Here is a 23,311-nt window from a genome sequence, read left to right as displayed (position 1 = left end):
CTTTCTTGGTCCCCGAGTGCGCTTAGCGGCGCAGGCGCAGCCAGAGGGCGCCGAGCGGCGGCAGGGTGAGGGTGGCGGATGCCGGGCGGCCGGCCCACGGCTCGGCGAACGCGTTCACCACACCGAGGTTGCCCACGCCCGAGCCGCCGAAGTTCTCGGCATCCGTGTTGAGGATCTCCTCCCACACGCCGGCCTGGGGCAGGCCCACCCGGTAGCCGGTGTGGGGTCGGCCGGAGAAGTTGAACAGGCAGGCCACCGGAGTACCGTCGTTGTCCCAGCGCACGAACGTGACCACGTTCTCCGCCGCGGCGCCGCCGTCGAGCAGTTCGAACCCGCCGGGATCGTTGTCACGGGCCCAGAGGCTGGGCGTGTCCCTGTACACGCGGTTGAGCTGGCCGACCAGGTTGAACAGGCCGCGATGGCCGGGCTGGTCGAGCATCCACCAGTCCAGGCCGCGCTCCTCGCTCCACTCCGAACGCTGGCCGAACTCCGAGCCCATGAACAGGAGCTGCTTGCCCGGGTGCGCCCACATGAAGGCCAGGTAGACCCGCACGTTGGCCAGCTGCTGCCACGGGTCGCCCGGCATCTTGGCGATCAGCGAACCCTTGCCGTGCACGACCTCGTCGTGGCTGATCGGCAGCAGGAAGTTCTCGCTGAACGCGTACACGAACGAGAAGGTGATCTCGTTGTGGTGGTAGCTGCGGTGCATCGGGTCTTCGCTCATGTACTCGAGCGAGTCGTGCATCCAGCCCATGTTCCATTTGAGCCCGAAGCCGAGTCCGCCGCCGGAGGTGGCCCCGGTGACGCCGGGCCAGTTGGTGGACTCCTCGGCGATCATGATCGTGCCGGGGTTGCGCTTGTACGCCGTCGCGGTGATCTCCTGCAACAGGCTGATCGCCTCGAGGTTCTCCCGGCCGCCGAACTTGTTCGGCTCCCACTCGCCGTCCTTCCGCGAGTAATCCAGGTACAGCATCGAGGCGACCGCGTCCACACGCAGCGCGTCGATGTGGAACTCTTCGAGCCAGTACAGCGCGTTGGCGACGAGGAAGTTACGCACCTGCATCTGACCGAAGTCGAAGACGTAGGTGCCCCAGTCCATTTGCTCGCCGCGGCGGGGGTCCGGGTGCTCGTACAGGGCCTGGCCGTCGAAGCGGGCCAGGGCGAACTCGTCCTTGGGGAAGTGGCCGGGGACCCAGTCCATGATCACGCCGATACCGGCCTGGTGCAGCCGGTCGATCAGGTAGCGCAGGTCGTCCGGGTGGCCGAACCGGCTCGTCGGGGCGTAGTAGCCGGTGACCTGGTAACCCCAGGAGCCGCCGAACGGATGCTCGGACAGCGGCATGAACTCCACGTGGGTGTACGCGAGCTCCTCGAGGTAGCCGATCAGTTCGTCGGCCAGTGCCCGGTAGCCCAGGCCGGGCCGCCAGGAGCCCACGTGCATCTCGTAGACGCTCATCGCCCGGTCGTGCGGGTCGGTGGCGCTGCGGGTGGCCAGCCATTCCGCGTCATTCCAGGTGTAGGCGGTCTCGCCGACCACCGAGGCGGTCAACGGGGGGACCTCGGTGTAGCGGGCCATCGGGTCGGCCTTCTGCACCCACTCACCGGCCTGCGTCAGGATCTCGAACTTGTAGTTGGACCCGGCCGCGAGGCCGGGCACGAACAGCTCCCAGACGCCGGTGCTGCCCATGTTGCGCATCGAGTGCAGAACGCCTGACCAGCTGTTGAAGTCACCGATGACCCGCACGGCGCGAGCGTGCGGAGCCCAGACCGAGAACGACGTGCCGCTGACAGGTTTGATGACCCCGGTGAAGGTGCGCACGTGGGCGCCGAGAACATCCCAGAGCCGTTCGTGCCGTCCCTCGCCGATCAGGTGCAGGTCGAGCTCGCCGAGAGTGGGCAGGTACCGGTACGGGTCGTCGCTGAGCCAGGCCGGTCCGCCCTCGTAGTGCGCTTCGATCTCATAGTCCTGCGGGCCGATGGTGCTCACGCCCTGCCAGATGCCATACCCCAGGTGGGCCAGTTCGACGCGGGCGCCGGTGGACAACACCGCGACGACCTCGATCGCCAGCGGCCGCAGGGCACGGATGACGGTGAGCGGGTCGGCGATATCGGGCAGGTTGAGCAGGTGCTGACCGAGGACCTCGTGCGGGTTGTAGTACGAGCCGACGGAAACCGTCTCGAGGATGTGCGCGGAGAAGGTGGGCAGTACGTCGGCGGGTCGGCCGGTGGCGTGTTTCATTCGGCCAGTCCGTTCTGGGTCGGTACCTGTGGGATCCGCACGTGCAGGATATGCACGGGTTCGGTGAAGGCGTCGAGGCGCACGAAGTTGTCCGCGGACCAGGTCCACACGGCACCGGTGACGAGGTCCTCCACCTCGAAATGGGAGCCGAGCGGAAGGCCGAACCTGCTCACATCCAGGTGCACCACGGTTTCACGCACGGAATGCGGGTCGACGTTGGCGACGATGATCAGCGCGTCGGTCCGACCGTCATCGGTGAATTCGCCGGACAGGTACTTGCTGTAGACCAGGATCGAATCGTCGTCGCTGGAGTGGATGTCGAGGTTGCGCAGCTGCCGCAGGGCCGGGTGCTCTGTACGGATGCGCCCCAGACGAGCCAGGAACGGAGCCAGCGACTTGCCGAGAGCTTCGGCCTTGGCGAAGTCGCGGGGCCGCAGCTCGTACTTCTCGTTGTCGATGTTCTCTTCGGCACCGGGGCGCGCGACGCTCTCGTAGAGTTCGAATCCGGCGTAGACGCCCCAGGTGGGTGCCGCCGTCGCGGCGAGAGCCGCCCGGATCTTGAACGCGGCTGGCCCGCCGAACTGCAGGTACTCCGAAAGGATGTCGGGGGTGTTGACGAACAGATTGGGCCGCAGGAAATCGGCGGTCTCGTGGGCGAGGCCCTCGAAGAACTCCTCCAGCTCCTCCTTGGTGTTGCGCCAGGTGAAGTAGGTGTACGACTGCTGGAAACCGACCTTGGCCAGCCCCTGCAACAGCGCGGGGCGGGTGAACGCCTCGGCCAGGAAGACCACGTCAGGCGACTCCTTGTTGATGGTGCCGATCAGCCATTCCCAGAAGTCCAACGGCTTGGTGTGCGGGTTGTCGACCCGGAAGATGTTCACGCCCACGCCGATCCAGTAGCGCACCAGGCGCAGTACCTCTGCACGGATGCCGGCCGGATCGTTGTCGAAGTTGATCGGGTAGATGTCCTGATACTTCTTCGGCGGGTTCTCGGCGTAGGCGATGGTGCCGTCGGGCAGGGTGGTGAACCACTCGGGGTGCTCGGTGACCCAGGGGTGATCGGGGGAGGCCTGCAGGGCCAGGTCGATGGCGACCTCGATGCCTTCCGTGCGGGCGGCATCCAGGAAGTAGCGGAAATCGTCGATGGTGCCCAGCTCGGGGTGGATGGCGTCGTGGCCGCCATCGGCCGAACCGATCGCCCACGGCGACCCCGGGTCGTTCTCGCCGGCGTCGAGGGTGTTGTTCGGGCCCTTGCGGAAGGACCGGCCGATCGGGTGGATCGGCGGCAGGTAGAGCACGTCGAAGCCCATCGCGGCGACGCCGGGCAGGCGTGCGGCGGCGGTGCGGAAGGTGCCGCTGTCCCAACTGCCGTCCGCCCGGCGTACGGCGCCCTCCGAGCGGGGAAAGAATTCGTACCAGGAGCCGACGCCGGCGCGGGTGCGTTCGACCCGTACCGTGCGCTCGGCCGAGAACGAGTCCAGGCTGGCCAGCGGGCGGATGGCGGCCGCCTGGGCCAGGGCAGGGTCGTGGACGACGGCGAGGCGGTCGGCCAGGGGGAGTTTGGTGTTGGCCAGGGTCTTCGCGGCGGCGGCGAACAGGCGACGCTCAGTGGCGGGGCGTTTGAGGTCCTTGCCGGCTGCGGCCAGCAGGGTCGAACCGATGAGGAACATCAGCTCGACGTCGATTCCGGCCGGGATCTTGATCGCGGCGTTGTGCACCCAGGTGCCGAAGTCATCCGCGTATGCGCGCACCCGGTAGGTGTATGACCCCTGCAGGTCCAGGCGCGCCTGCGTCTCGTACCTGTCGGTGCCCGGAGCGCCCAGGTGCATCGGATGCTGGGTCTGCGAGCCGTCCGGCGCCGTGAGATGGAGCATCACGCCGATGGCGTCGTGCCCCTCCCTGAACGCCGTCGCGGCAAACGGCACGACTTCGCCGGCGAAAGCCTTCGCCGGCCAGAGGTTGTCGTTCAGCTGCGGGGAAAGGTCGAGAACGGGGATGCGACCGACTCTGGTCGGAGTGTCCGCGATGCTCGGCGTTGAAAGGGCGGTACCGGTTCGTTTTGCTGTCTTAGCCACACAAAGACCGTAGCAAGAACGGGGGCCGAATCGGTGGGGGCACACGCACACGTTTGTTACCCGTAAGACACGTGCCGGCCGTAAGGTGAGATTCGTGAAGGCGATCCGTAAATTTACCGTCCGTGCCGTGCTGCCCGAGGCGTTGGCCGCGCTTGATGAGCTGGCCGGAAACCTGCGTTGGTCGTGGCATGAGCCCACCCGGCAGTTGTTCGAACACATCGCCCCCGAACTGTGGCGACAGATCGGCACCGACCCGGTCGCGCTGCTCGGCGCGGTCGACCCTGCCCGGCTGCAGGAACTCGCCCAGGATCACGACTACGTCTCCGGTGTGAACCTGGTGCGCGACGATCTGCGGGCCTATCTCGACGAGCCGCGCTGGTACCAGGGCCTGGAGGGGGACAAGCCCGCGTCGATCGCCTACTTCTCGCCTGAATTCGGCATCGCGGCCGCGCTGCCGCAGTACTCCGGCGGACTGGGCATCCTGGCCGGCGACCACCTCAAGAGCGCGTCTGACCTGGGTGTTCCATTGGTGGGCGTGGGCCTGTTCTATAAGGCGGGCTATTTCAGCCAGGCGATCTCCACCGACGGCTGGCAGTTGGAGAGCTACCCGCTGCTCGACCCCGACGGGCTGCCGCTGTCGGTGCTGCGCCGGGCCGACGGCTCGCCCGTGCAGGTATCCCTGGCGCTGCCGGAGGACCGCACCCTGCACGCCCGTGTCTGGGAGGCCAGGGTCGGCCGCATCCGCCTGCTGATGCTGGACACCGACATCCCGGAGAACACCGACGAGCTGCGCCAGGTGACCGACCGGCTCTACGGCGGCGGCGGCGAACACCGGCTGCTGCAGGAACTGCTGCTCGGCATCGGCGGGGCCAGGGCTGTTCGGCTGTGGAGCACCCTGAACGGTCGGCCGGAGCCCGAGGTATTCCACACCAACGAGGGACACGCCGGATTCCTCGGGCTGGAGCGCATCTCCAGCCTGATCGGTGAGGGACTGAGCTTCGCCGAGGCGCTGCAGGTGGCCAGGGCCGGCACCGTCTTCACCACGCACACCCCGGTCGCGGCGGGCATCGACAGGTTCGAGACCTCCCTCGTGCGCCGCTACTTCGAAACCGACCTGCTGCCCGGTGTTGCCGTGGACGACCTGCTGGGTCTCGGCGCGGAGAGCTACGAGGGCGGGTCGCCCGACGTGTTCAACATGGCCATCATGGGCCTCCGGCTCGGCCAGCACGCCAACGGCGTCTCCAAGTTGCACGGCGAGGTGAGCCGGCGAATGTTCAGCGGTCTGTGGCCGGGCTTCGATGCCAGTGAGGTGCCGATCACGTCGATCACCAACGGGGTGCACGCCCCCACTTGGACCGACCCGGCGCTCAAGGCCCTTGCCGCGAACCGGCTCGGCACCACCGACACCTCCACGGCCGACTGGGCCTCACCCGTGGTGAGCGACCAGGACCTCTGGGAGGTGCGCGGTGACATGCGCCGCCAGTTCGTTGAGGACGCCCGCCGCCGGATTGGGGCGGCCTGGCTGGTGCAGAACCCCGGCGGTATCGTGCCGTCCTGGATCAACCAGGTCTTCGACCCGAACGTGCTCACCATCGGGTTCGCCCGCCGGGTGCCCACCTACAAGCGCCTCACCCTGATGCTGCACGACCCGGAGCGTCTGCGCGCCCTGCTGCTGCACCCGGAGCACCCGGTGCAGATCGTCATCGCCGGCAAGTCCCATCCCGCCGACGAGGAGGGCAAGCGGCTGATCCAGCGGATCGTGCAATTCGCCGCGGAACCCGAACTGCGCACCCGCATCGCCTTTCTGCCCGATTACAACATCGGCATGGCCCAGCTGATGTACCCGGGCACGGACGTGTGGCTGAACAACCCGTTGCGCCCCTTGGAGGCCTGCGGTACCTCCGGCATGAAGGCTGCGCTGAACGGCGCCCTCAACCTGTCGATCCTGGACGGCTGGTGGCCGGAGTACTTCGACGGTCAGAACGGGTGGGCGATCCCGTCCGCCGACGCGAGCACCAACCCGTCCGAACGCGACCGGATCGAGGCCGAGGCGCTGTACGAGCTCATCGAGCACCAGGTGGCGCCGCCCTTCTACGACCGGAACGCCGACGGCGTGCCCGAACGATGGGTCGCCAACATCCGACAGACCCTGGTCGGGCTCTCACCCGAGCTGAACGCCGGACGGATGGTGCGCGAGTACGTGCAGAAGCTGTACCGGCCCGCCGGCGCCGCGGAGGCCAGGTTGTCGGCCAACAACTACCGGGCGGCCCGCGAACTGGCCCTCTGGAAGGCCAGGATCGTCGATGCCTGGCCCGGTGTGGCCGTTGCGCATGTCGAATCCGGCGGCGTGGCCCCGGTGCCGCAGGTGGGTGACGAGCTGCGCCTGCGAGCGCACGTGCATTTGAACGGTCTGGCGCCGGAGGATGTGACGGTGCAGGTGGTCTATGGCAAGAGTTCGGGCGGCGACGACCTCAGCGATGTCAGCACCCAGGCCCTCGTCCCGATCAACGATGCCCTCAGCCAGGACGCCCCCGAAACCCTGACGCCCGGCGCTCCGACCCTGTTCACCGGCACCGTCGAGTTGGACCGGGCCGGCGGGTTCGGTTACACGGTGCGGGTTGTGCCACGCAACGACCTGCTGATCAGCCCGGCCGAGATGGGGCTGGTCGCCGTCGCGAGCTGACCGGATCCGCCCGCGCCGGCTCGCACGTGCGCTACTTGGCGACGCAGATGGATTGGTATTCGATGAGGAGGCTGTCGGAGGTGATGGCGGTGTGCGCGTACACAGCCAGCCGCTCGATCGGACCGCCCGACACCCTCACCTGCGGGGGCAGACCGTCCACAGCGGTGTCCCCACGTAGACGGTGAGGCTCGTAGCCGGCAGCCCGCCAGTAGGCCTCCACATTGTCGAGGGCCAGAACGGATTGCGCGGGGGTGTAATACCGGTAGTCGTGGCTGACGATGGCCACGCCGGGGCCGCGATTGCTCAGCTCGCACGGCTCGGAGATGAGCCCGGGAGGATCCTGGCCAGCCGGTACGGCCGCGGGTACGGCGTCCGCCGACGCTGCCAGCTCCGCGATCAGGGTTTCGGCCTGGGCTCGAAGCTCGGCAGGGGTGAATTCGGCCTCGGTAACGGTGGGCGGACGGCTTCGGATGGCCGCATCCTCGATGATCTCCGCCGCTGAGCCGACCAGGGTGGGAACGACGGCCAACAGCCCGAGGGTCAGGCAGATGACCCCCCAGACGGTGGCCGCTCTGGCGGCCCCGCGGGTGCCTTCCCGGTGTCGGTGCCGACTGCCCAGGACCAGCAGGATGATCGGGAAGACGCTCACGATCAGGAGGTAGAAGCCGGAGGTCAGGACCAGGGTGACGAGGCTGATTTGTTGCAGATCCTCATAGAGGTAGGCCACGAAGGTTCCGAACGCACCGGCGACCAGCGCGACCAGGCTCAGCACGGTCATCGTGAGCAGAATGCGTCGGGCGCGGTGGGACGCCTCGTCCGGCACGAACTCAGCATCGATAGCGGCGAAGGTCGCGGCCATCGTGTCCTCTGTCGGGTCGGTGCCTCGAGGTGGGGTGGTCATCGGGTCCTCGCTATGGCGGCGATCGTAGCGCCGGTGACGGCAATGAGATCGGCGGGGGAGATCTCGATGTCGAAGCCACGGCGGCCGCCGGAGACGAAGACCGTGTCGTAGAGCTCGGCCGTCTCGTCGAGCACGGTCCTCAGTGTGGTCTTCTGGCCGATCGGGCTGATGCCGCCGAGCACGTAGCCGGTCTTCCGTTCGGCGATCGTGGGGTCGGCCATGGCCGCCTTCTTGGCGCCGACGGCCGCGGCGAGGGCCTTGAGATCCAGTGTGCCTGAGACCGGTACGACGGCCACGACCAGGGTGCCGTCGGCATCGGCCAGGAGCGTTTTGAACACCTGATCGGGGTCGAGGGCGAGCTTGTCTGCGGCCTCGAGTCCGTAGCCGCCCGCCGCACCGCTCTGACCGGCGTCGTGCGCGTACTGGTGGGCGATGAACCGGATGCCCGCGCGCACCAACGCCAGAGTGGCGGGGGTACCGCCGGCATCCGGCTTGGTCATGCCCGGGCTTCTTCGGCCCGCAGCAGCAGCATCGAGGTTGCGTGCATGGTGAGTCGGGCGCCGGGGGCGTAGGAGTTCTGCACCTCGCGGATGTCGTCGTGGCTGGAGTCCCACAGCACCGTGTAGCCGGAGACCCCGGAGTGCAGCGGCAGGGTCACATCGGTGGGAGTCTCCAGGCCGTGCACGATCAGCAGGATGCGGTTGAACGCTTCGTGCTCGGGTGTGCTCGCCGCCAGGTATTGCAGTGTGCGTTCCTGGGGAGAGTTCCAGTCGGCCTCAGACATCGACGCCCCGGCGGCGTTGTACCAGTCCATCTGACTGGCACTCGGAGTGATCTGCCCGGGGCGGCCGAACCGGACCGGGCGCAGCGCGGGATTCTCCCGGCGGAGCGCCAGCAGCTGCCGGCTCACCCGGTGCAGGTCCTGCTGCCAGTCGTCGAAATTCCAGTCCAGCCAGGTGAGCTCGCTGTCGTGGCAGTAGGCGTTGTTGTTGCCGCGCTGGCTCCGACCGAACTCGTCGCCGGCGGTGAGCATCGGGACCCCCGCGGAGAGCAGCAGGGTGCCGAGCAGGTTGCGCATCGCCCGGCGCCGGGTGCGCAGAATCGTGACGTCTCGGGTGGGACCCTCGACGCCGTGGTTGAAGGAGTTGTTCCCGTCGGTGCCGTCCCGGTTGGCCTCGCCGTTGCCGACGTTGTGTTTGACGTTGTACGCGGTGAGGTCGGCCATGGTGAAACCGTCGTGCGCGGTGATGAAGTTGAGCGAGGCGAGCGGGCCGCGCTCGAGCGAGAAGGTGTTGGCCGACCCGGCGAGGCGGGACGCGAACCGGCCGATTCCGCTGTCGGAGGTGGAGTTGTTGCGGACGGCCGCCACATCGGTCAGCCAGAAGGAACGCATCCGGTCGCGGTAGCGGTCGTTCCACTCCGACCAGCCGGACGGGAAGTTGCCGGTCTGCCAGCCGCCCATGCCCACATCCCATGGTTCGGCGATGAGCTTCACGCCGGCCAGGTCTGGATCGTCACGGATGGCGGTGAGCAGGGGGTGGTCCGGCGTGTAGTTGACATCTCCGTCCCGGCCGAGCGTGGCGGCCAGGTCGAACCTGAACCCGTCGATCTGCACCTCGTTGGCCCAATAACGCAGGGAGTCCAGGACAAGGCGCATGGGCACATCGTGACCGAAGTTGACGGTGTTGCCGCACCCGGTCACATCGATGTAGTGGCCTTTGGCGTTCTGCCGGTAGTAGGTGGCGTTGTCGATGCCGCGCAGGCTTGTGACCGGTCCGGCCGGGCCCTCTTCCGCGGTGTGGTTGTAGACCACATCGAGGATGACCTCCAGGCCGGCCTCGTGCAGCAGCTTGACCATGCCCTTGAACTCGCGGAGGACCGCCTCAGGTCCCTCCGACTGGGCGGCCTGAGTGGCGTAGTCGGCGTGCGGGGTGAAGAAGTTGAGGGTGTTGTACCCCCAGTAGTTCGACAGGCCCTGTTTGATCAGGCGCTGTTCGGAGACGAACGACTGCACGGGCAGCAGTTCCACCGCCGTCACGCCGAGGTTTTTGAGGTAGGCGATGGTGCTCTCGTGTGCCAGCCCGGCGTAGGTGCCGCGAAGCTCCACGGGCATGGCCGCGCTGAGCTTGGTCAATCCGCGCACGTGCGCCTCGTAGACCACGCTGTGATCCATCGGCGTGTTGGGCTTGACCGTTCCCGCCCAGTCGAAACCGCCGTCGACCATCGTGGACTGCCACTGGTCGGGGCCCACCCGGGCCAAGCCGCGCGCATACGGGTCGATCAGGGTTTTCTCCGGGTGGAAGGAGTGTGTCGGTCCGGCCGGGCCGGATACCCGGATGCCGTACCGGCGCCCGGCGGTGAGGGTGCGGGAACGGCCGACCCAGACGTTGTGGGAGTCACGAACCATGGCTACCGTGCGCACGATCCAGTTGGGATCGGTGTGGTCAAAAATGCACAGTTCGATGGCGTCGGCGTGTTCGGACCAGACGCGGAGTTCCCCGCCATTGCTCGTAGCGCGGACGCCCAGATTGCGGAGGGAGTCAGCTGGAGTCATGAGATCTAGAGTAATGAGTGCAGAGTATGCATAAGGACCAGCATCGGAACCCTCCGCCCTGGAGCGCTTTCGAATCAGCCGAGGAGGCGAGAAGATGTCGGCGCACTTTGACCACGCGTACCTCGACCACGCAGCGACGGCGCCCATGCTGCCGGCTGCCATCACCGCATACGCGGAGGCCATGGCGGTCGTGGGCAACCCCGCATCCATTCACAGCCAGGGGCAGAACGCCAAACGGATGCTCGAAGAGGCCCGCGAACGCGTCGCCGCGAGTGTGGGTTCTGACCCCATCGAGGTCGTCTTCACCGGCGGCGGCACCGAAGCGGTGAACCTGGGCATCAAGGGGCTGTACTGGGCCAGGGCCCCGCGCACCCGCATCCTGGTGCCCGGCGGAGAGCACCACGCCACCGTCGACACGGTGGAATGGCTCGCGCAGCAGGAAGGCGCAACGGTGCAGTGGATTCCGCTGGACGCGCTGGGCCGCATCGACCTGGACGCCCTGGCCGCCGCCATCGCCGCCAACCCCGACGACGTGGCCCTGATCACCCTGCTGGCGGCCAACAACGAAGTGGGCACGCTTCAACCGATCCGTCGGGTGGCGGCGCTCGCCGCGGCAGCGGGAATCCCCGTGCATGTGGACGCCATCTCGGCCTACGGCCACCTGCCAATCGACTTCGCCGCCCTGCACGCCAGCGGGGTGTCGGCGCTGAGCGTCTCGGCGCACAAGATCGGCGGGCCGGTGGGCATCGGCGCCCTGGTGCTCTCTCGCACGGCCCAGGTGGTTCCGTTGATCCACGGCGGCGGCCAGCAGCGCCAGGTGCGCAGCGGCACCCAGGATGTGGCGGCCGCGGTCTCCTTCGCCGTGGCAGCCACCGCTATGACGGCCGACCTGGAGAGCGAGAGTCGACGCCTCGAAGTGCTCCGCGACGCCGTGATCGCCGGAGTGCACGCCGCCGTGCCCTCCGCCGTGTACAACGGCGACCCCGACCCGGCCGGCCGACTGCCCGGTAACGCCCACTTCACCTTTCCCGGCTGCGAGGGCGACTCGCTGCTGTTCCTGCTTGACGTGGCCGGCGTCTCGGTGTCGACCGGATCGGCCTGCCAAGCCGGTATCCCCGAGCCCTCGCACGTGCTGCGCGCCATGGGCAGAAGCGAAGCCGAGGCCCGCAGTGCGCTGCGGATCACGCTCGGCCGCACTTCCACCCAGGCCGACATCGACGCCCTGCTTGCGGCCCTGCCGGCCGCTTGGGCGCAGGCCATCGGCGCGGGAATGGCCGACTCGGCGCCACGTGCGTACACTTAACCGGTGAAGATTCTTGCAGCTATGAGTGGTGGGGTGGATTCCGCCGTGGCCGCAGCCCGCGCGGTCGAGGCAGGGCACGAGGTGGTCGGGGTGCACCTGGCGCTCAGCCGGATGCCCGGCACGCTCCGCACCGGCAGCCGCGGCTGCTGCACCGTCGAAGACTCGATGGACGCCCAACGCGCGGCGAACATCATCGGCATTCCGTACTACGTGTGGGACTTCTCGGAGCGGTTCAAGCTCGACGTGGTCGACGACTTCATCGCCGAATACGCCGCTGGCCGCACGCCCAATCCGTGCATGCGCTGCAACGAGAAGATCAAGTTCGCCGCCCTGCTCGAGAAGGCCATCGCACTCGGCTTCGACGCCGTCTGCACCGGCCACTACGCGTCGATCGTGACGGATGCCGACGGCAACCGCGAACTCCACCGGGCCAGCGCCTGGGCCAAGGACCAGTCCTACGTGCTCGGAGTGCTCACCAAGGAGCAGCTCGCGCACTCGATGTTCCCGCTGGGCGCCACCCCGTCCAAGGCCGAGGTGCGCGCAGAGGCCGCCGAACGCGGCTTCTCGGTGGCGAACAAGCCAGACTCCTACGACATTTGCTTCATCCCCGACGGCGACACCCGCGGCTGGCTCGGCGAGCGGGTGCCCCCGGCGACCGGCGACATCCTGGACCGCGAGGGCAACACCCTCGGCCAGCACGAGGGCGCCGTGGCATTCACCGTGGGCCAGCGGAAGGGTCTCTCGATCGGCACACCGGCCGCCGACGGCAAGCCCCGCTTTGTGCTCGAGGTGCGCCCGATCACCAACACCGTGGTCGTGGGCCCCAAGGAGGCTCTGGCGATCAAGGAGATCGCCGGAACCAAGTTCACCTGGGCGGGCCTGGCCCCCGAACACCCCGAGATCGAATTCGCCTGCGACGTGCAGATCCGCGCACACGCCGATCCCGAGCCCGCTGTGGCTCAGGTCATCTCCGTGCCCGCCGACCCGACCGCGACCCCGCCGGTTGAGGCGCACACGGAGCTGCGCATCCTGCCGACCGAACCGCTGACCGGTGTGGCCCCCGGCCAGACCGCCGTGGTCTACGTGGGCACCCGGGTGCTCGGCCAGTGCACGATCGACCGCACGGTCAGTGCCGTTCCGGTCACGAGCGACAACGTTGCAGGCCCGGTTCCCGCCGACTCCGCGACGATCAATGCCTGACGCGACCGGAGCGTCACCCGCGGCCGCGCTGGCCGCCGCCGGCGAGGAGGCCGCCGGCCTGACCACGCGCATCCTCGAGGCCCGCGACGCGTACTACGAGCGCAACGAGGTCATCGTCTCCGACGCCGAGTACGACGGCCTGATTCATCGCCTCGAAGAACTCGAACGGCTCTTCCCTGAACTGGCCAGCCAGGACAGCCCCACCCAGACTGTGGGAGGCCGAGCCGAGACCACCCTGTTCGACCCGGTGCAGCATGCCGAACGGATGCTCAGCCTCGACAACGTGTTCTCCATCGAGGAGTTCGAGGCCTGGGCGGCCAAGGTACAGGTGAGCGCCAACCGGGCCGTGCACTACCTCTGCGAACTCAAGATCGACGGCCTCGCCATCAACCTCCGCTACGAGAACGGCGTGCTCGTCAGCGCCGCGACCCGCGGCGACGGGGTGGTCGGTGAGGACGTCACCGAGAACATCGCCCTCGTGCCTGGAATCCCGGCGCGCCTGACCGGCACCGGACATCCGCCGCTGATGGAGGTGCGCGGAGAGGTGTTCTTCCCCGTGGAGTCCTTCCGGGAACTGAACGCCGCCCAGAGCGCCGCGGGAGAACGGGTCTTCGCCAACCCGCGGAACGCCGCCAGCGGATCGCTCCGGCAGAAGGCCGAGGGCAAAAACCCCGAGCAGCTCGCCCTGATGACGGCCAGGCTCGGCCGGCTGCGGATGCTCGTGCACGGCATCGGCGCCTGGCAGGACCCCGGCGCCGACTCCCAGTCCGCCGTGTACGCCCTGCTGGCCGGATGGGGCCTGCCCACCAGCACCCACTACAAGGTCGTCGAGACGCCGGCTGAGGCATCCGCGTTCATCGAGTACTTCGGTGAGCACCGCGGCAGCGTGGAGCACGAGATCGACGGCATCGTGATCAAGGTCGACGAGCTCGCCCTGCACGACGAACTCGGCGCCACCAACCGGGCGCCGCGCTGGGCGATCGCCTACAAGTACCCGCCGGAGCAGGTGAACACCAAGCTGCTCGACATCGTCGTGAGCGTCGGCCGCACCGGCAGGGCCACCCCGTTCGCCGTGATGGAACCCGTGCGAGTCGCCGGTTCCGTGGTGCGCCAAGCCACCCTGCACAACCAGGACGTCGTGAAGGCCAAGGGTGTGCTGATCGGGGACACGGTTGTGCTGCGGAAGGCCGGCGACGTGATCCCGGAGGTTCTCGGCCCGGTCGTAGAGCTGCGGGACGGCACCGAACGCGAATTCGTGATGCCCCAGAACTGCCCGGTCTGTGGCACAGCGCTCAAGGCCGCCAAGGACGGCGACATCGACCTGCGCTGCCCCAACGCCCGCAGCTGCCCCGCCCAGGTGCGCGGCCGGGTCGAGCACATCGGCTCCCGCGGGGCGCTGGACATCGAGGTGCTCGGCGAGGTCACCGCGGCCGCGCTCACTCAGCCCACCGTGCCGGAAACCCCGCCACTGGACACAGAGGCGGGTCTGTTCGAGCTCACCATCGACGACCTGCTACCGATCACCGTCGTGGTCCGCGACGCCGAGACCGGTCTGCCGCGGGAAGACGAGGACGGCACGGTGCGCCAGCGCTCCCCGTTCCGCCGGAACCCGACCGCCGCCGAGAAGAAGGCCGGGCTGGAGGGCCCGCAGCCGTCCTCCAACGCCGTGAAGCTGATCAACGAGATCGAGCTGGCCAAGACCAAGCCGTTGGCGCGCATCCTGGTGGCGCTGAACATCCGTCACGTCGGGCCGGTGGCCGCACGTGCACTGGCGAACCACTTCGGGTCTCTGGAAGCGATTCGCGCGGCCTCCCGCGACGAGCTCGCCGAGGTCGACGGGGTCGGCGGCATCATCGCTGACGCCGTGATCGACTGGTTCGAGGTGGACTGGCACCGCGAGATCGTGGACCGCTGGGCCGCGGCCGGGGTGCAGTTCGCGACCCCCGGGCACCCGGGGCCCGGCGCCGCAGCCGCGGCAGGGGGAGTGCTCACCGGACTCACGGTCGTGGCAACCGGCTCTCTGGAGGGCTTCACCCGTGAGGGCGCCGCCGAGGCGATCATCGCCGCCGGCGGCAAGAACGCCTCCAGCGTGTCGAAGAAGACCGACTTCGTGGCCGCCGGCCCCGGCGCCGGCTCCAAATTGGCCAAGGCCGAGGCCCTCGGGGTGCGTATTATCAACGCCGACCAGTTCCGGGTGCTCCTCGAACACGGTCCGGACGGCCTGGCACCGGCGGCGGACGCCCCGGCTTCGGCCGAGGTGGAGGACGCGGCCACTGTGAGCACCGACACCGAATAGCCGTAGAGAACGGCCGGTGCGCCCGGCCGGTCTCTGTGCCCAGAGCGAACTGCCTTGCCGTGGGGAGCGCAGAGTGGGTTAGCTGGCCCCATGCGATTCCTGATTCTCGGCGGTACGGCCTGGCTCGGCAGCACCATCGCGACAGCGGCGATGCACCACGGCCACAAAGTCACCTGCCTGGCGCGCGGCGAATCCGGCCAGGTGCCGGTCGGCATCCGCTTCGTGCGGGGTGACCGCAGCCGGCCGGATGCGTATGCGCAGGTCGCTTCGGAGGACTGGGATGTGGTCGTGGATGTGTCCAGGCAGCCGGGACAGGTGACCGACGCCGTGCAGGCGCTCGGGGAGCGCGCCGGCTCGTACACCTTCGTGTCGTCGGGAAACGTGTACGCCGACGCCGCCACCCCCGGGCAGGACGAGCGCGGGCACCTGCTCGAGGCGCTGCCGGGCGACGTCATGGAGTCGATGGACTCCTACGGCGAGGCCAAGGTGGCCTGCGAAAACCGGGTGCTGGAGCGGTTCGGTGCCGGCAGGTCTCTGATCATCAGGTCGGGCCTGATCGGGGGCCCCGGCGACCTGTCCGACCGCAGCGGCTACTGGCCGTTGCGGTTCAGCGAACCCGCAGGCGCCGACGGGAGCGTGCTGGTTCCGGACACGCCGGGCCTTCTGGCGCAACTGATCGACGTGCGGGACCTGGCCGAGTGGATCGTCGATGCGGGCGAGGACGGCACCACCGGCATCTTCAATGCGACGGGCGAGACCGTGACGCTGGCCGAGCACCTCGCGGTGGCACGAGCCGTGGCCGGTCACACCGGCCCGATCGTCGGCGCCGCCGCCCAATGGCTGCTCGATCACAAGGTCGGGCCGTGGTCGGGGCCCCGATCCCTGCCGCTCTGGCTGCCGCTGCCCGACTACGCCGGCTTCAACGCCAGGGACAGCGCCGCGGCCCGTGCAGCGGGACTGGTCACCCGCCCGCTGGCCCAGACCCTGGCCGACACCCTGCGCTGGGAACGCCGCCGAGTGCCGGAGGGCCCCCGCCGGGCCGGGCTCGCCGACGCCGACGAGAGCGCGCTCCTCGCCGAACTCGCCGCCGGCTGACCTGCCCCCGCCCGCCCCCGACCCGTGGCAACCAGGCCGGGCCAACGCCCCATTACTAGGCTGAGGGCATGGATCCCATCAAGGACGATGACCGACCAACCGAGGAACCCGCCGCGCCCCAGCTCCTGGAGCCGCGCGAACCGCCGTTCCAGGCGCTGTTTCCCAACCTGGACCGGGTGTCACGATCAGCCTTCCGCCCTGGCACCGTCAGCCGGCGTCGCATCGGCCGGGCGACCGGCCTGCTGCTCGGAGTGGTCGTTCTGATCGCGGGCCTGATCGGGGTCAGCCTCATCCTCTGAACCCCTGAAATTCACCTCAAGGGTGCCGGATGGGCCCGAGCCGGAAACCTGCCGGAAACACTGGGCTGAAATCGGGCTCTCGGGCCCCCGATCACCCTGAATGAGGGGCATTGAGACCCCCTGCGGCTCGATAGGCTAAGAGGCGCAGGACTTACCAGTGGCGCTGAGTCTGCATGCTACTCATTCGTTCGGGAGGGGACGGGACGCGTCGTGCTATTCGAGGCCGCTGCACTGGTGACAGCCTCGCTCGCCCTGGCCGGGCTGAGCGGGCCCGTTTCCATGCCCGAATACACCCAGATCAGCGTGCACCAGACCGTGTCCACCCGAGTCTCGGACCGTCAGGGTGATGTGGGCGCCTCGCCCGCCTGGACCCAACTCGAGGTGCAGGCCGCCGCCGCCGTCGACATCGACGCCGCCAAACTGCGCACCATGGCCGGGTCGAACCTGCTCGTGGGCATGTCCCACCTCGCCCTGGCCGACCTGGCCGGATTCGCCGCCGAGTACCCCACCCACATTGACACGTTGCTCACCGCCCCGCCCGAAGCCAGCGTGGTGTCGGCCTGGTGGACGCTGCTGGATCCCATCCAGCGGGCCACCCTCGCCGCCGCGACACCGCGATTGGTCGGAAACCTCGACGGTGTGCCACTGGCCCAGCGCAGCCGCGCCAACGAGAACTACCTGCGCGAATCCCTCGTCGAGGCCAATCGGGCCCTCGAAGGCAACCTGTCGGATGCCGACGCAAACCGGCAGACCCGTCTGGTCGCCATGCTCACCCAGGTATCTCTGGCCCTGCACCCCAGCGATGGCGGACCCAAGCGCAGCCTGATCCTGCTCGACACGTCGGGGTCCGGCCGGGCGGCCATCGCCCTGGGCAACCCGGACACCGCCGACTACATCGGCTACCTGGTGCCGGGAATGAACTATCAGGTCGAGCCTCAAATGGTGAACTGGACCACCGTGGCCGACGACGTCTACCGCGAAGAGATGGCCGTGCTGGCCGTCCGCGACGGAGCCCCCGCATCCTCCGAGCCCGCGACCGCCCAGACCGCATCCGTCCACGCGCCCGTCACAGCCGCCGGCAGCAACCCGGTCAGGCTCGTGACCGGGTACCCGGATGCCGTGGCGACCCGCGCCACGACCGTCGCCACGATCGCCTGGATCGGCTACGAAGCGCCTGACCTGTTCTCCGTCGGAGGGCGCGACCGGGCGGTGGCCGGTGCCGGCTTCCTCGAAACCTCCTGGGCGGGTGTGCGCGCCAGCAGGGGAGGCGACCAGCCGTTCATCTCGGTGTTCGCGCACTCCTACGGCTCGACGGTGTCGCTCATGGCGCTGGCCAACGGCTCGGTGGAGGTCGACGCTCTTGTCGTCGTCGGATCACCGGGCAGCGAGATCCAGTCCGCCGACCGGCTCAAGGTCGCGGGCGGGAACGTCTTCGTCGGCAAGGCCGACTGGGATCCCGCCGTGAACTCGGCGTTCTTCGGCAGCGATCCCGGCGCGTCGTCCTACGGCGCCAGGGCCCTCGGCGTGAGCGGCGCGGCCGACGCTGTGACCGGTGACTGGCTCGACGGATCCATCGGTCACAACGACTATTTCAAGCCCGGAAGCGAGTCCCTGCACAACATGGCGCTGATCGGCACCGACAACGCGGACCTGGCCACCGACGGCATTGAATAGAATTGAGGCTTCCGCTTCGATTTTCTTGGGAGTTTCATGTCTGAAATCACGGCCGAGCAGGTTGCCCATCTGGCAAACCTCGCCCGGATCGACCTCAGCTCGGCAGAAATCGATCGCCTCACGGTCGAACTCGGCCAGATCGTCGACTCTGTCGCCAAGGTCGCCGAGGTCGCCACGCCCGACGTTCCCGCGACCAGCCACCCTATGCCGCTGACCAATGTGTTCCGCGACGACGTCGTCGTGCCGTCGCTCACCGTCGACCAGGCCCTGTCAGGCGCCCCCGACCGTGCCGGTGACAAGTTCCGCGTGCCCGCCATCCTGGACGAGGAGTAACCCCAGTGACCAACCTCATCAACCAGACCGCCGCCGCACTGGCCGGCCTGCTCGCCGACGGCTCGGTCAGCTCCGTCGACGTCACCCGCGCGCACCTGGACCACATCGACGCCGTCGACCCTGACGTGCACGCGTTCCTGCACGTGGCCCGCGATGCCGCCCTCGCCACCGCGGCCCGGGTCGACGCCCGCCGCGCCGCCGGCGAGAAGCTCGGCCCGCTGGCCGGTGTGCCCATCGCCATCAAGGACGTGCTCGCCACCCACGACATGCCCACCACCTCCGGATCGAAGATCCTGGAGGGCTGGATCCCGCCGTACGACGCCACCGTGGTCCGCCGCATCCGCGCCGCCGACCTGATCCCACTGGGCAAGACCAACATGGACGAGTTCGCGATGGGCTCCTCCACCGAGCACTCCGCCTACGGCCCCACCCACAACCCGTGGGACCTGGACCGGATCCCCGGGGGCTCAGGCGGTGGCTCCGCGGCCGCCGTCGCCGCGTTCGAGGCGCCGCTGGCGCTCGGCAGCGACACCGGCGGCTCGATCCGCCAGCCAGCCGCCGTCACCGGCTCCGTCGGCGTCAAGCCCACCTACGGTGGGGTGTCCCGCTACGGTGCGATCGCACTGGCCTCCTCGCTCGACCAGGTCGGCCCGGTCACCCGCACCGTTCTCGACGCGGCTCTGCTGCACGACGTGATCGGCGGCCACGACCCGCTCGACTCCACCTCGCTGACGGATGCCTGGCCGTCGATGGCCGCCGCCGCTCAGGCGGGGCTGAAGGACGGTGCCCTGACGGGCGTGCGAATCGGCGTGATCAAGGAACTCAACGGCGCGGGCTTCCAGGCCGGTGTCAAGCAGCGCTTCGAGGAAACCCTGGCCCTGCTCTCCGCCGCCGGCGCCATCGTCAGCGAGGTGAGCGCCCCGAACTTCGAGTACGCGGTGTCCGCCTACTACCTGATCCTGCCCGCCGAGGCCTCCAGCAACCTGGCCCGCTTCGACTCCGTGCGCTTCGGCATCCGGGTCAACCCCGAAGACGGCCCGCTCACCAGCGAGCGTGTCATGGCCGCCACCCGCGACGCCGGGTTCGGTGACGAGGTCAAGCGCCGCATCATCCTGGGCACCTACGCCCTCAGCGCCGGCTACTACGACGCCTACTACGGCAGCGCCCAGAAGGTGCGCACACTCATCCAGCGCGACTTCACGGCCGCGTTCGACAAGGTCGACCTGCTCGTCTCGCCCACCGCGCCCACCACGGCGTTCAAGTTCGGCGAGAAGATGGACGACCCGATGGCGATGTACCTCAACGACATCACCACCATCCCGGCCAACCTGGCCGGCATCCCCGGCATGAGCCTGCCGATGGGCCTCGCGCCCGAAGACGGCCTGCCGGTCGGCCTGCAGGTGATGGCCCCCGCCCGCGCGGATGCCCGCCTGTACACCTTCGGCGCCGCCGTCGAGCAGCTGCTCGAGGCGCACTGGGGGCACACCCTGCTCAGCCGGGCGCCCGCGCTGGCCAACACCGAAATGTTCGCAACCGAAGGGGGAGCCGTCTGATGGCGAAAGCCGAATTGATGGACTACGACAAGGCCCTCGAACTGTTCGAGCCGGTGCTCGGCTTCGAGGTGCACGTCGAACTCAACACCAAGACCAAGATGTTCTGCGGCTGTGCCAACGAATTCGGCTCAGGGGCCAACACCAACACCTGCCCCACCTGCCTGGGCCTGCCCGGCGGGCTACCCCAGGTGAACCGGCAGGCCATCGAGTCCTCGATCCGCTTAGGACTGGCCCTCGGCTGCGAGATCGCCGAGACCAGCCGGTTCGCCCGCAAGAACTACTTCTACCCCGACACCGCGAAGAACTTCCAGACCTCGCAGTACGACGAGCCGATCGCGTTCAACGGCCAGCTCACCATCGAGCTGGAGAGCGGCCGCCAGGTCACCGTGGACATCGAGCGCGCCCACATGGAGGACGACGCCGGCAAGCTCACCCACATGGGCGGCGCGGCCGGACGCATCCAGGGCGCCGACTACTCGCTGGTCGACTACAACCGCGGCGGCGTGCCGCTGGTGGAGATCGTCACCCAGATGATCGAGGGCGCCGAGGCCGACGCGCCGGAGATCGGCAAGACCTACGTCGCCGCCATCCGCGAGATCGTCAAGGCGCTCGGCGTCTCCAACGCGCGGATGGAAGAGGGCAACGTGCGCTGCGACGCGAACGTGTCGCTCCGCCCGCGCGGCTCCAACATCCTGGGCACCCGCACCGAGACCAAGAACGTCAACTCGCTGCGCAGCGTCGAACGTGCCGTGCGCTACGAGATCCAGCGCCAGGCGGCGCTGCTCACCGCGGGCGGCACCATCACGCAGGAGACCCGGCACTGGCACGAGGACACCGGCGTCACCAGCGCCGGCCGGCCCAAGAGCGACGCCGACGACTACCGCTACTTCCCCGAGCCCGACCTGGTGCCCGTCGCCCCGTCGCGCGCCTGGGTCGAAGAGCTGCGCGCCACCCTGCCCGAGCCGCCCGCGGCCCGCCGCAAGCGCCTGCAGGCCGACTGGGGCTTCGTGAACCTCGAGTTCCAGGACGTCGTCAACTCCGACCTCCTCGACGTCATGGAGGCCACCATCGCCGCGGGCGCGCCCGCTCAGGCCGCCCGCAAATGGTGGACCGGCGAGATCGCCCGCCTGGCCAACGCCGCCGGCGTCACCGCCGAGAGCCTCGTGACGCCGGCGCAGGTCGCCGCGCTGATCGCCCTGATCACCGACGGCACGCTCACCGACCGTCTGGCCCGCCAGGTGCTCGAGGGCGTCATCGCCGGCGAGGGCACGCCCAGCGAGGTCGTCGCCAGCCGCGGCCTGGCCGTGGTCAGCGACGACGGCCCCCTGATCGCGGCCATCGACGAGGCCCTTGCCTCCCAGCCCGACGTGCTCGCGAAGATCCGCGACGGCAAGGTGCAGGCCGCCGGTGCCGTCATCGGCGCGGTCATGAAGGCCATGCGCGGCCAGGCGGATGCCGCCAGGGTGCGCGAGCTCGTGCTCGAACGCGCCGGCAGCGCGCCCGTGGAGCAGGCACCCGCGGAACCGGCAGAGTAATGGCCCTCTTCAAGCGCCGCCCAGCGGACGCGCAGGCAGCCGCACCCACAGGGGCGGCCGGCGCGTTCGGCGTCGGGATGCAGGTGGTGGTGCGACTGGACCGCAGCCGCTACCCGGACTCTATGGTGGAGGACCCGATCGGGGTCATCACGGCGCCGGGTGAATTGGTCGGCTCGGCGCTCTACGCCCCCGTCGTGGGCAAGGAAGCGGTGTGGGTGGTGCACTTCGAGGAGCCGTTCTACGGCCTCGACGGCAGCGGCCCGCACGAGTCGGCCCGGGTGTCGCAGCGCTCGCTCGAGGCAGCTCCGGAATCGTGATCGCCGTGGCCGACCAGAACCAGCCGCCAGAGGCCGACATCCGTCGCTGGCGCCGGTATCTGGCCGATGAACAGGCCGAAGCCGCGGTCTACCGCGACCTGGCCGGGCGGCGGAGCGGTGAGGAACGCGAGATCCTACTCGCCCTCGCCGACGCCGAGGGCCGGCACGAAGCTCATTGGCGCGCCCTGCTCGGCGACAGGGTCGGAGCCCCCCGGAAGGGCGCCCTGCGCACCCGGGTGCTTGGGCTGCTGGCGCGCCGGTTCGGTTCGGTCTTCGTGCTCGCGCTCGCGCAGCGCGCCGAGGCCAGATCGCCCTACGACGGCGACGCCGACGCCACCAGCGCCATGGCCGCTGACGAGCGCATTCACGAGGAGGTCGTGCGCGGACTCGCCGCCCGCGGTCGCCAGCGCTTGTCCGGCACCTTCCGGGCAGCGGTGTTCGGCGTCAACGACGGCCTGGTGAGCAACCTCGCCCTGGTGCTGGGCATCGGCGCGACCGGTGTGCCCACCGCCACGATCCTCTTCACCGGCATCGCCGGCCTTTTGGCCGGCGCCCTGTCGATGGGTGCGGGGGAGTACGTGTCGGTGCGCTCGCAACGAGAACTCCTCGAGGCATCCACCCCGAACCCGGCCACCCGGAGCGTGCTCTCGCACCTTGACGAGGCCGCCAACGAGCTGACCCTGGTCTACCGCGCCCAGGGCATGACGCCGGAGGACGCCGAGGTGCACGCCCGCGAGGTGCTGCGCACCGTGGCTGTGGCCACCGGTGCGCTTGATGTGAGCCGGCTGAACGCAGCGGCGGCACCCACCGTCGACGAGCACGAGGCCATCGGCACCGGTGCGGGCGCCGCGATCTCCAGCTTCTGCTTCTTCGCCTCCGGGGCGTTGCTACCGGTGCTTCCCTACCTGTTCGGCATGCAGGGTGTCGCCGCGATCGTCGTCGCGGCCGTGCTCGTGGGCCTGGCGCTCCTGGCCACCGGCGCCGTTGTCGGGCTGCTCTCCGGCGGGCCGCCGCTCAAGCGGGCCCTGCGCCAACTCGTGATCGGCCTCGGCGCCGCCGGGGTGACCTACCTGCTCGGCCTGCTCTTCGGCACCACCGTCGCCTAGCCAGCGCGCCGGCCGATCCGGCCGCAACCGTTGCCGATGCGGACAATTGCGCCCGGTGTGCCCTGAGTGTCAGCCTGTGGTGAGACAGATCATCGTTTCATCATGGGCCGGCTCAGGGCGGGGAAAAGGACGTCCGCATGGACATTTC

17 protein-coding genes are annotated in these 23,311 nt (G+C 69.0%); 12 read left to right on the top strand and 5 right to left on the bottom strand.

All coding sequences use genetic code 11. From position 1 onward, the window contains the following. Positions 1–22 precede the first annotated feature (22 nt). Positions 23–2,239, bottom strand: a complete 2,217-nt coding sequence (gene glgB / locus E3T61_RS06570; RefSeq protein WP_134640098.1) for a 1,4-alpha-glucan branching protein GlgB — start codon at positions 2,237–2,239, stop codon at positions 23–25. Then, on the bottom strand, positions 2,236–4,314 hold the full coding sequence (locus tag E3T61_RS06565) for a maltotransferase domain-containing protein (RefSeq protein WP_420898470.1): 2,079 nt from the start codon (positions 4,312–4,314) through the stop codon (positions 2,236–2,238). Before E3T61_RS06565 ends, glgB begins: the two co-directional genes overlap by 4 nt. 94 nt (positions 4,315–4,408) lie before the next feature. Here E3T61_RS06565 and glgP point away from each other — a divergent pair, with 94 nt between their 5' ends. Further along, positions 4,409–6,997 (top strand): alpha-glucan family phosphorylase, encoded by a 2,589-nt coding sequence (gene glgP / locus E3T61_RS06560; RefSeq protein ID WP_134640097.1) that lies wholly within the window; start codon positions 4,409–4,411, stop codon positions 6,995–6,997. A gap of 31 nt (positions 6,998–7,028) precedes the next feature. Here the strand turns inward: glgP and E3T61_RS06555 are convergent, their stop codons facing one another. From E3T61_RS06555 to glgX, 3 genes are read right to left on the bottom strand one after another with little or no spacing between them, the layout of a single operon-like run. Beyond that, complete coding sequence (locus tag E3T61_RS06555; protein ID WP_134640096.1) at positions 7,029–7,898, bottom strand: hypothetical protein; 870 nt, start codon at positions 7,896–7,898, stop codon at positions 7,029–7,031. Next, the gene (gene ybaK / locus E3T61_RS06550; protein ID WP_134640095.1) at positions 7,895–8,398 is read right to left on the bottom strand and encodes a Cys-tRNA(Pro) deacylase; all 504 of its coding nucleotides are present in this window, start codon (positions 8,396–8,398) and stop codon (positions 7,895–7,897) included. Before ybaK ends, E3T61_RS06555 begins: the two co-directional genes overlap by 4 nt. Beyond that, a complete protein-coding gene (gene glgX, locus E3T61_RS06545) occupies positions 8,395–10,452 on the bottom strand; it encodes a glycogen debranching protein GlgX (protein WP_134640094.1) in 2,058 nt (685 codons plus the stop codon). Before glgX ends, ybaK begins: the two co-directional genes overlap by 4 nt. Before the next feature lie 94 nt (positions 10,453–10,546). On the opposite strand from glgX, the gene E3T61_RS06540 reads away from it, so the two are divergent. The 11 genes from E3T61_RS06540 to E3T61_RS06490 all read left to right on the top strand — a co-directional run bounded on the left by E3T61_RS06540 (position 10,547) and on the right by E3T61_RS06490 (position 23,163). Then, positions 10,547–11,755, top strand: coding sequence for a cysteine desulfurase family protein (locus tag E3T61_RS06540; protein ID WP_134640093.1), 1,209 nt, complete (start codon positions 10,547–10,549; stop codon positions 11,753–11,755). A gap of 3 nt (positions 11,756–11,758) precedes the next feature. Further along, positions 11,759–12,955, top strand: coding sequence for a tRNA 2-thiouridine(34) synthase MnmA (gene mnmA, locus E3T61_RS06535; RefSeq protein WP_198418647.1), 1,197 nt, complete (start codon positions 11,759–11,761; stop codon positions 12,953–12,955). Continuing rightward, complete coding sequence (gene ligA, locus E3T61_RS06530) at positions 12,948–15,251, top strand: NAD-dependent DNA ligase LigA (protein ID WP_134640092.1); 2,304 nt, start codon at positions 12,948–12,950, stop codon at positions 15,249–15,251. The genes mnmA and ligA overlap by 8 nt, the downstream gene beginning before the upstream one ends. A gap of 90 nt (positions 15,252–15,341) precedes the next feature. Beyond that, a complete protein-coding gene (locus E3T61_RS06525; RefSeq protein ID WP_134640091.1) occupies positions 15,342–16,346 on the top strand; it encodes an NAD-dependent epimerase/dehydratase family protein in 1,005 nt (334 codons plus the stop codon). Between the two features lie 68 nt (positions 16,347–16,414). Then, entirely contained in the window at positions 16,415–16,645 is a 231-nt protein-coding gene (locus E3T61_RS06520) for a hypothetical protein (protein ID WP_134640090.1), read from the top strand. A 234-nt stretch (positions 16,646–16,879) separates the two neighbouring features. Further along, a complete protein-coding gene (locus E3T61_RS06515; protein WP_134640089.1) occupies positions 16,880–18,319 on the top strand; it encodes an alpha/beta hydrolase in 1,440 nt (479 codons plus the stop codon). A gap of 36 nt (positions 18,320–18,355) precedes the next feature. Further along, positions 18,356–18,652: an Asp-tRNA(Asn)/Glu-tRNA(Gln) amidotransferase subunit GatC gene (gene gatC / locus E3T61_RS06510; RefSeq protein ID WP_130178782.1), complete on the top strand. Its 297-nt coding sequence runs from the start codon at positions 18,356–18,358 to the stop codon at positions 18,650–18,652. A gap of 5 nt (positions 18,653–18,657) precedes the next feature. Further along, positions 18,658–20,205: an Asp-tRNA(Asn)/Glu-tRNA(Gln) amidotransferase subunit GatA gene (gatA, locus tag E3T61_RS06505; RefSeq protein WP_134640088.1), complete on the top strand. Its 1,548-nt coding sequence runs from the start codon at positions 18,658–18,660 to the stop codon at positions 20,203–20,205. Continuing rightward, positions 20,205–21,740, top strand: coding sequence for an Asp-tRNA(Asn)/Glu-tRNA(Gln) amidotransferase subunit GatB (gene gatB, locus E3T61_RS06500; protein ID WP_134640087.1), 1,536 nt, complete (start codon positions 20,205–20,207; stop codon positions 21,738–21,740). The genes gatA and gatB overlap by 1 nt, the downstream gene beginning before the upstream one ends. After that, positions 21,740–22,057: a hypothetical protein gene (locus tag E3T61_RS06495; protein ID WP_134640086.1), complete on the top strand. Its 318-nt coding sequence runs from the start codon at positions 21,740–21,742 to the stop codon at positions 22,055–22,057. The genes gatB and E3T61_RS06495 overlap by 1 nt, the downstream gene beginning before the upstream one ends. Before the next feature lie 5 nt (positions 22,058–22,062). Beyond that, entirely contained in the window at positions 22,063–23,163 is a 1,101-nt protein-coding gene (locus E3T61_RS06490) for a VIT1/CCC1 transporter family protein (RefSeq protein WP_134640085.1), read from the top strand. Positions 23,164–23,311: the final 148 nt, after the last annotated feature.

The sequence above is a fragment of the Cryobacterium lactosi genome (genome assembly GCF_004403945.1).
Classification (GTDB): Bacteria; Actinomycetota; Actinomycetes; order Actinomycetales; family Microbacteriaceae; genus Cryobacterium; species Cryobacterium lactosi.
The sequence above is the reverse complement of the archived record's forward strand: the minus strand, read 5'-3'. Positions and strand labels throughout refer to the sequence as shown.